Source organism: Bacillus haikouensis, from assembly GCF_013179555.1.
Classification (GTDB): Bacteria; Bacillota; Bacilli; order Bacillales; family Bacillaceae_B; genus Rossellomorea; species Rossellomorea haikouensis_A.
Window position 1 is genome coordinate 1 of sequence record NZ_JABMCR010000174.1, and the last position, 9,383, is coordinate 9,383.

Annotated in this window: 9 protein-coding genes and 1 riboswitch; of the genes, 5 read left to right on the top strand and 4 right to left on the bottom strand. The window is 39.7% G+C overall.

Annotated elements, in window-relative coordinates; all coding sequences use genetic code 11:
• Window positions 1-800, top strand: an 800-nt coding sequence (locus tag HP456_RS15735; RefSeq protein ID WP_512698759.1) for an NADP(+)-dependent, decarboxylating phosphogluconate dehydrogenase, incomplete at its 5' end; no start/stop codon positions are given.
• A 68-nt stretch (window positions 801-868) separates the two neighbouring features.
• On the opposite strand, the gene HP456_RS15740 is transcribed toward HP456_RS15735, so the two are convergent.
• Together HP456_RS15740 and HP456_RS15745 are read right to left on the bottom strand one after the other, a co-directional pair.
• Window positions 869-1,045, bottom strand: a complete 177-nt coding sequence (locus tag HP456_RS15740; protein WP_312857778.1) for a YczO family protein — start codon at window positions 1,043-1,045, stop codon at window positions 869-871.
• Between the two features lie 135 nt (window positions 1,046-1,180).
• Window positions 1,181-1,945: a SurA N-terminal domain-containing protein gene (locus HP456_RS15745; RefSeq protein ID WP_172252786.1), complete on the bottom strand. Its 765-nt coding sequence runs from the start codon at window positions 1,943-1,945 to the stop codon at window positions 1,181-1,183.
• 546 nt (window positions 1,946-2,491) lie between these two features.
• Window positions 2,492-2,674: riboswitch (cobalamin riboswitch) on the top strand.
• A 183-nt stretch (window positions 2,675-2,857) separates the two neighbouring features.
• Between HP456_RS15745 and HP456_RS15750 the strand changes: the two genes are divergently transcribed.
• From HP456_RS15750 to HP456_RS15760, 3 genes are all read left to right on the top strand, one after another.
• Window positions 2,858-5,101, top strand: coding sequence for a ribonucleoside-diphosphate reductase subunit alpha (locus tag HP456_RS15750; RefSeq protein ID WP_172252788.1), 2,244 nt, complete (start codon window positions 2,858-2,860; stop codon window positions 5,099-5,101).
• Between the two features lie 16 nt (window positions 5,102-5,117).
• Window positions 5,118-6,155 (top strand): ribonucleotide-diphosphate reductase subunit beta, encoded by a 1,038-nt coding sequence (locus HP456_RS15755; protein WP_172252790.1) that lies wholly within the window; start codon window positions 5,118-5,120, stop codon window positions 6,153-6,155.
• 120 nt (window positions 6,156-6,275) lie between these two features.
• Window positions 6,276-6,602 carry a DUF3243 domain-containing protein gene (locus HP456_RS15760; RefSeq protein ID WP_172252792.1) on the top strand — a complete coding sequence of 109 codons (327 nt, stop codon included), beginning with the start codon at window positions 6,276-6,278 and terminating at the stop codon, window positions 6,600-6,602.
• Between the two features lie 116 nt (window positions 6,603-6,718).
• On the opposite strand, the gene HP456_RS15765 is transcribed toward HP456_RS15760, so the two are convergent.
• Window positions 6,719-7,180 carry an OsmC family protein gene (locus HP456_RS15765; protein ID WP_172252794.1) on the bottom strand — a complete coding sequence of 154 codons (462 nt, stop codon included), beginning with the start codon at window positions 7,178-7,180 and terminating at the stop codon, window positions 6,719-6,721.
• 137 nt (window positions 7,181-7,317) lie between these two features.
• A complete protein-coding gene (gene kynA, locus HP456_RS15770; RefSeq protein WP_312857779.1) occupies window positions 7,318-8,136 on the bottom strand; it encodes a tryptophan 2,3-dioxygenase in 819 nt (272 codons plus the stop codon).
• A 212-nt stretch (window positions 8,137-8,348) separates the two neighbouring features.
• Here kynA and HP456_RS15775 point away from each other — a divergent pair, with 212 nt between their 5' ends.
• Window positions 8,349-9,155 (top strand): YihY/virulence factor BrkB family protein, encoded by an 807-nt coding sequence (locus HP456_RS15775; protein ID WP_172252798.1) that lies wholly within the window; start codon window positions 8,349-8,351, stop codon window positions 9,153-9,155.
• Window positions 9,156-9,383 lie beyond the last annotated feature (228 nt).

A 9,383-nucleotide genomic window follows, 5' to 3' on the forward strand; every position in this document is an offset into this window, starting at 1 on the left:
ATGTACTGGGTTTAAATGCAGAAGAGCTGCATGGAATCTTCAAAGAGTGGAATGAAGGAGAGCTTGACAGCTATTTGATTGAGATTACTGCTGATATTTTCACGAAAGTCGATGAAGAAACGGGTAAACCGCTGGTGGAAGTTATCCTTGATACGGCCGGCCAGAAAGGTACTGGGAAATGGACAAGCATCTCTTCCTTGGAACTTGGCGTGCCGCTGTCTATTATCACTGAATCTGTGTTTGCCAGATTCATTTCTGCGATGAAAGAAGAGAGAGTAAAGGCAAGTAAAATTCTGAGAGGGCCAAAACACGTTGAATTCAACGGGAATAAAATAGAGTTCGTTGAAATGATTCGCAAAGCATTATATCTAAGTAAAATCTGCTCCTATGCTCAAGGATTCGCTCAATTACAATCTGCATCCAGGGAATATAACTGGAATCTTAAACCAGGTGAAATTTCAATGATTTTCAGAGGGGGATGTATAATCCGGGCGGGCTTCCTCCAAGAAATCAAGACAGCTTATGATCGTGATGCAGAATTAACGAATTTACTTCTCGATCCTTACTTTAAAGATATAGTAGAGAATTATCAGGATGAAGCAAGGGAAGTAGTTGCAACAGCAATCAGATTGGGCATACCAGTCCCGGGGCTTGCCAGTGCTCTTGCTTATTATGACAGCTACCGTTCGGAATCGCTTCCTGCAAATCTCCTGCAAGCGCAGCGGGATTATTTTGGTGCTCACACGTATCAGAGAAAAGACAAGGAAGGTATCTTCCATACAGATTGGTTAAGCAAATGAATTTAAGGAAGATAAGAAAACCCCGGCTCACTTATTAGTGACCGGGGTTTTTTACAAATTCAAGCAGGTTATTCTTCACTGGAAGAGTCATCTTTGGTATGATGTTTCTTCTTTTCTTCTCGTTGTTCTTTCTTTAAATCTTCCAATGGGATCGGGTCTACATTTTGTTCGCTTTCATGTTTATCCAGGATCCCCTCATGGTCATTGTCAAGCTGCTCAGGATGATCATTTGAACGTTTATTCATGAAGTACATCTCCTTTTCTTAATAAGTTACTTTATGGTAATCTCTACCCCTTTTCAGTAAGGGCAAACATTTAACGGAGAGTCTGGCATTAACTTAAAAAGAACAAGCCACAAAACGTGGCTTGTTCTAAAAAAATTATATTTTCACATCAACTTTAGCATTTTTCTTTAACTCTTCAACGTGTTGTACAAGTTTTTCCTGTTTCTTTTGTTGTTCTAATTGTGTCTTGATTTGAGGTTTTACTTCTTCAAACTTCGGGGCTTTCTGATCTTTGCCCTGCTGGCTGGCAAATTGATCATAGAACTTCTTCATTTCGTCTTCTGTCACTTCATCTACTTTTATTTCTTTTTCTACATAATTTGTATATTTGATATTCTCAGCGATTTGAGTTTTTAATTCTTCCATGGAGAATCCGGCATCTTTCATCGCCTTTTCAAATTCCTCATCACTCTTATATTGTTTCTTCACTTCTTCAAGCTGTTTGTTGATCTCATCGTCTGAGGCTTTGTATCCTTTATCATCCGCTTGCTGCATGAGAAGGGTCTGCCCTACAAGACTCTCGATCGTTTGCTTTTTGATTTGTTCAGAGGCTTTTTTACTTGTAGGGTCCTGTCCCATTTGCTGATATTGCATTTGGGATGTTGTGAGCATATTATTATACTCTTCACCCTTCAGCTCTTCATCATTTACCACTGCGACGATTTTTTCCTTGTCCACTTTTTGTTTATCCATTTTCTTTTGCATTTCTTCCATTTGTTTAGCCTGATCTTGTTGTTCTTTGCTGTTTTCCTCGGTCTTTGGTTTATTTTCAGCTTGCTTCTTTGCCTCTTCACCATTCCCGCAGGCAGCTAAGGCAATCGCCAAGATTGTTATCAGTAAAGCACTCATTAATTTTTTCATGTATCATTGTCTCCTTTCAAAGAGGTGATTTAATCACTTAATGCGCATTTTATATGATTCTGAAACAAAAATAAACCTTTTTAACTCATTTAATCACTTTGTAATAACCATGAAATACAAGATTCTGTCATTTTTCCCGCATCCACTTATAAATCATAATCATTTCTAATCATGTCATACAAAAAAAGAGGCTGCTTACAACGGGAAAATCCGCGTAAACAGCCCGTTAAAATATTGGGGACCAAAGAATACTGTCAAACAACCTTCTAATTGGATTATAGGCGTTCTACAGGTACTTCTCAAACAAGGATTTCCTATGTGAATTCCCTTTACAGCTGATAGAGGCTCTCAAAATAGTGATGTTCTTGGATTTTTGCAGAAAAAGATAATTATAAGCATAATTGTTTGGAGGAGATGAGATTATGCAAAAATATCTTTCATGTAAAGTAACGGATTTGGTGCTTGATAAATCAATTGAATTATCTTATGATGAATAGAGCACAACAGATTGTGTTTGTGTTAAAGGAAATAACTATATATTGATTTAGTTCAATCTTTAAATGCGGTGTCGATAAAGACTTAATAGGGAATCTGGTGAAATTCCGGAACTGTCCCCGCAACTGTAAGTGATGACGAAATAAGGTATTGCCACTATCTTGTTAAGGATGGGAAGGCCTTAGAGTAGGATGAAGCACGAGTCAGGAGACCTGCCGTATTTATAACGTATGATCTTCTTCGGGAATTGGGAGGATATGCGAGGATAGAATAATAGATAACTATACATACGTCTGTTATATCATATCATCGTATTCACAAAAAGCCCGTCCATATCATAAGGATGGGCTTTTTTGAGTCCTTCTTCCGTAGTTTGAATAGTACAAATGATTAGAACAGATACGGGAGGAATATGAAATGACACTGATTGAAACAGAAAATACTTCAACACTTGCCTGGCAGCTTTGCAAAAAGTTAAGGTCAAATTTTCCTGACTTGATAATGGAAGAGTTTGAAGAGAAAGTGGACAGGCTCATTCAAGTGAAAACGCAACTTTCCGAAGACCAGCTATATCACCAAATGATACTTTCAGCAGTTGAAAGAGTATCTACAGAAGAACCCCATTGGACATATGCTGCTGCACTCCTTTATTTGGAAAATTTATATCGTTCCAGCAGTCGCTCGAGGGGGCTTGATCCTGCAAATCCTTATGATTCATTTTTCGATTTGCTGAATGAACTTGTCGAGAAAAAACTGTATAATCCGCGCTTGCTGGAGAAGTACAGCCGAGAAGAAATACAGCAGTTGGAAACGTTTTTGGACCCTGCAAAGGACAAGCTGTTTACCTATATTGGTATCGTCACTCTTTCAGAGAGGTATTTAACGAAATCACATGAAGGCAGGGTATATGAACTTCCTCAGGAGAGGTTTATGATAATCGCAATGACCCTGATGATGGATGAAGACAAGGATCAAAGGCTGAATCTGATTAAAGAAGCCTATTGGGCACTGTCAAACCTGTATATGACGGTTGCGACACCTACTTTAGCAAATGCGGGGAAGAGTTATGGTCAGCTTTCCAGCTGCTTTATCGATACAGTAGGGGATGATCTCAGAAGTATTTTTGACAGTAATACGGATGTTTCGACTCTAAGTAAAAATGGCGGCGGACTTGGAATATATCTAGGGAAAGTCCGGAGCAGGGGGAGTGACATCAAAGGGTTTAAAGGAGTCAGTTCAGGAGTCATTCCATGGATGAAACAATTAAATAATACAGCTGTTTCTGTTGATCAGCTCGGTCAGCGCCAAGGAGCAATTGCCGTTTATCTGGATGTGTGGCATAAAGATATACATTCCTTCCTTGACGTGCGGTTGAACAATGGGGACGAACGACAGCGGACCCATGATTTGTTCACCGGAGTCTGCATTCCAGATCTATTCATGGAAGCTGTGGAGAGAAGGGATGACTGGTATCTGTTCGATCCTCATGAAGTAAGGAAAGTGAAGGGTTTTTCCTTAGAAGACTTTTATGATGAGGAGAAAGGTAACGGATCCTTCAGGGAAAAGTACAGGCAATGCGTGGAAGACCCAGGACTTTCAAGGAAAACTGTACCAGCCATTGAAATCTTTAAACGGATCATGATCTCGCAGCTGGAAACGGGCACACCTTTTATGTTTTACAGGGATAGCGTAAACCGTCAAAATGCAAATGGGCATAAAGGGATGATTTACTGCAGCAATCTTTGTACGGAGATCGCTCAGAACATGAGCCCTACATTTATAGAAGAAGAAAAGATTGAAGACGGAAGAATCATTACGTATAAACAGCCCGGAGACTTCGTAGTGTGTAATCTTGCTTCCATTTCTCTCGCTAAGGCTGTACAGCACAAAGTTTTGCCTCGTGTAATTGAAATAGCAGTCAGGCTTTTGGATAATGTCATCGACCTTAACAATATACCTGTTCTCCAAGCACAATTGACGAATGAAAGATACAGGGGGATCGGTCTCGGTACGTTTGGATGGCATCATTTATTAGCTTTACAAGGTATCAAATGGGAAAGCGATGAAGCCGCAGAATATTGTGATTCACTTTACGAGGAAATTGCTTTTAATACCATTAAGGCCAGTAATAAATTGGCGAAAGAAAAAGGTTCTTATCCATATTTTCAAGGGTCTGACTGGGAATCGGGCAGCTATTTTGAAAAGAAGGGCTATGTCGGTCCGCTTTGGGATGAAATAAGGGATGAGATAGCATCGAGTGGAATACGCAACGGATATCTAATGGCTGTTGCTCCGAATTCTTCCACTTCCCTCATAGCAGGATCCACTGCGAGTATAGATCCTTTATTCAGGTTATTATACTCGGAAGAGAAAAAGGATTATAAAATTCCTGTAACAGCACCGGATCTCTCAACCGAGACGTTTTGGTACTACAAAACAGCATACCTTATCGATCAACATTGGAGTATCAGACAGAACAGCAGAAGACAGCGGCATATAGACCAGGGAATTTCGTTCAATCTGTATGTCAGTAATACTATTAAAGCAAAAGACCTTCTGCTTCTCCATCTGGACGCCTGGAAATCCGGTTTGAAAACAACGTATTATGTGAGATCCACCTCGGATTCCGTGATTGAAGAATGTGAGAATTGTCATAGCTGATAAGGGGGAATTTAATATGATTACACTGAACAAAAGAGAGCTGTTAGACGCTTCAGCTCCCAATAAATCGACGTCGATCATCAATGGAAAAAGCTCGAATGTATTAAACTGGGATGATGTCCGTTTCACATGGGCATACCCGAAATATAAACGGATGCTCGGGAATTTCTGGACACCCTTTGAAATAAATATGTCCAAAGATATCAATCAATTTGAGTCCCTTACCCAGAAGGAACAGGACACATTTCTGAAAGTGATAGGTTTATTGGCTCTTTTAGACAGTGTCCAGACTGATTATGCAGGTAAGGTCGCTGACTTCTTAACGGATTCAAGCCTGAACGCCTTGATGATCATCCTCGCCCAGCAGGAAGTGATTCACAATCATTCTTATAGCTATGTGCTCTCCAGCATTGTACCGAAGCAAAAGCAGGATGAGGTGTTTAATTATTGGAAAACAGAACCGATTCTAAAGAAACGAAATGATTTCGTTGTAAAAGGCTACCGTGACTTTGCAGAAGCACCGACAGTCGAGAATCTGTTAAAATCGATTGTCTACGATGTCATTTTAGAAGGACTATTTTTTTACAGCGGATTTGCATTCTTCTATAATCTTGCCAGAAACCAGAAGATGGTGGCCACCAGTACGATGATCAATTATATTAACCGGGATGAACAGCTTCACGTCGGTTTGTTTGAAAAGATATTTAAGGAAATCCTTAATGAATATCCATCATATAAAACGGATGAGTTATGGGAATTCGGTCAATCGACTTTTTCTAAAGCTGCTGATTTAGAAATAGAATGGGCGAGGGAAATCATAGGAAATGAAATTGATGGTCTTTTGATGTCCGAACTTGAGAGCTATATAAAGTTCATGGCAAATAAAAGAGCGAAACAACTTGGTTTTGTTCCTCCTTTCGATGGTCATCAAAATAATCCTTTAAAATGGATAATTGCCTATCAGGAAGTGGATTTGGGCAAAACTGATTTCTTCGAACAGAAGTCAAGACAGTATACGAAAACAACGGATGCCAACGGGTTTGATGACTTATAAAGTCAGAGTGGCTTTACATTTGGCTATCTGATTGATTCCAGCCCGGCTCTCAACCTTTAGTTTAAAGTTTTCTTTACCGGGAATATAGAAACTATAGTTAAGAGAGGAGAGATCTTACAAATGGCAAATCAATCAACAGACAAAATGGAAAGTAAAGTAGACGACACATTATCACGCATGTCAGAGGATAAGAAAGATGATATTCTATCAAACTTTGGTCATTTCAAAGAATACCTGGGAAACAAAGTGTCACTCGCGGACAAACTTGGAATGAATGAGGAACAGCAGGCTAAAGCTGCACAAAAAGTAGGGGACTATCTAGCAGCATACGAAGAGCCAAAAAACAGAGAAGAAAAATTACTGTACGAATTATGGAAAGCAGGCAGCAAAGAAGAGCAGCATATGCTCTCTCACATGCTGGTAAAACTCGTGCATTCAGAATCTTAATGATTTCAAAGTAAAAAGGCGCTTCTCAAAAATGAGGCGCCTTTTTGATTTGGCTATGTAAAAGAAACGATTAACTTATTCGCTTTCCCTCATGACTTGTGGATGAGCAGAACGACTCATCGTTCTCCAGAGTCCAGGACAAGAACCGTTTCATTCAGTTCAATGATTACGTTTCCTTTCACTGCTCTCGAAATCATACAGGATTTCTCAGCCTTAGCCACTAATTTATTCGCTGTTTTCAATTCTTTTTCCGTACATTCTTTTGACAGGATAAGGGTTGGCCGATGAATGATTTTCTTATAGCTTATGATGCCTTTCTCGATTTCAACAATTCCTTCGGATTCCATTGTTAATGATGCTTTTGGAACATTGCTTCTTTCAAGCATCGCAGCAAGAGTGATGATATAACAGGTTGCTGCAGCACCGAGAAGCATTTCATCCGGGTTTGTGCCTATCCCGGGACCATCCATTTCAGGAGGTATGGAAATATTTGTGTTCAAGGTTGAGGAATTCAATGTCCCCACATCATTGCGCATCCCCGGCCAATCTGTCTTTATGAAAAATGAGTGTACTGGCATTTGACAAGACCCCTTTTGAAAAAATGATGTGTTCAGGATATCTCACCTGATGATAATGGGCAAATTTTTGGACGATTTGTCAGGATCCGGATCCGTTTTGAATGCGTTACCCTGGAATTTAATCCCCGTCAAAATCATTATAAGTTCGTCCTTACATTCCAGAGTTCAGGGAAGAATTGATGATCCAGCACTTTCTTAAGATAACTCACCCCGCTTGAGCCGCCAGTACCTATTTTATGTCCGATGATACGTTCCACTGTCTTCATATGGCGGAATCGCCATTGCTGAAGCCAATCTTCGAGGTCAATTAGTTTTTCTGCAAGTTCATACAAATCCCAGAATTGAGTGGTGTTCTCGTATACTTCCGTCCAAGCTGCCAGAACAGAACCATTCTCTTTGTATGGGGTTGTAAAGTCCCGTTTCAAAACCTTTTCATCGATGCTGAATCCTGCTTTTGATAAAGCCTGAATCGACACATCATATAATGATGGTGCCTTGTAAGCATCCTGAAGTTGAGATAATAATTCGGGATCTTTTTGATAAATTTTCAAAACATGGGGGGTTTTATATCCCAATGCGAATTCGATCATTCGATATTGGTAAGATTGGAAACCGGAAGCCTGACCCAAGTCATCCCTGAATTGAATATATTCTGCCGGGGTGAGGGTGGACAATACATCCCATGCATGAATGATTTGAGATTGAATTTTAGATACTCGGGAAAGCATTTTGAATGCAGGTGAAAATTCTCCGGCTTCTATAGAAGCGATGCTTGTTTTCAATTCATGAAGAATGAGTTTCATCCATAATTCGCTGACCTGGTGTATGATGATAAATAACATTTCGTCGTGATGCCCGGATAGTCTCTTCTGGCTGGTTAATAGTGTGTCCAGATGCAGATAATCCCCATAGGTCATATTGTTGATGAAATCGGTGTGAACACGTTCATTACCTATAGAATGGTTTTGTTCTTCCTTCTTTGACACATTCATCTTCCTTTCTATAATGCTCCATTATGTTGATGTGGAAACGTTTACTATTAGTACTTCTAGATAGTGAGGACAAATCCTTTTATTATCGACAATAAACAATACCCTCTCAGAAGAATGATTGATTTCCGTAAGTTGGGGAAAATAATAGTATCCTTGATGAATAAGGAGAAAAAGAAATGAAACTGATTGCTTATCCGAAAGATGTCATTATCAGATTCTTCAAAGAACGCTTTTTTGATCAATCAGCACAATTAGCGTACTACTTGTTATTATCTATTTTCCCATTTTTACTGTTCGTGTTTTCGTTATTAAGTTATCTGCCTATTTCAGAGACGAATGTTTTACTTCTGATCAAACCCTTCGCACCTGAAAAATCGTATGACATCATCCATGACAATATTGAACGGATTCTATATAACCAGAGGGGGGACGTGTTATCGATTTCCATCTTCTTTACTTTCTGGTTATCATCCATGGCTGTACAGTCCATGGTCCGGTCATTGAATAAGGCATACAAAATTGAAAGAAAAAAGCCTTTTTTAATCGCTCTATTTTATGATTTATTATTAACGATGGGATTTATGTTTTTAATTGCTTTTTCTCTGGTTGTCCCTGTTGTTGAAGAATACATACGGCAAGCCAGATTTGCAAGCGGGAAACTCCATGGAGAATGGAGCATGGCATGGGTTATAGGAAAGTGGGGTTTAAGTTCCATATTCATGCTTATATTATTCATATTTCTCTATATGGTGGTTCCGAGCAGGAGGATTTCCTTTTTTCATGTGCTGCCTGGTGCCCTGCTGGCCACATTTGGCTGGCAGGGGGTTTCATGGTTATATGGAACGTATGTGAAAATCAATGATTATACCCAATTTTATGGGCAGTTGGGAAGTGTCATAACCCTCGTTGTGTGGTTTTATATTTCTTCTACCATTCTGCTGATTGGTGGATTGCTGAACGGCAGTGTAGCTGAGAGGAATTGAGACAACAGTTTACTTATGGGGCTTTGGTCAGTTTAGTAAATGTAGACTCAAAAAAGGAGCAGGGACAAAACGAATAAACCACGACATAAAGACGAACAATATCAGTGTATGTTCTTAATACCGCTAATGATTTCCGTGCAAGACTTCGCTTTCCGCGGGTAGCCCGTGAGTCTCCTCGGCAAGCCTGCGGGGTCTCACTTGTCTAGCTGCAGGGCTTAGAGGCACATG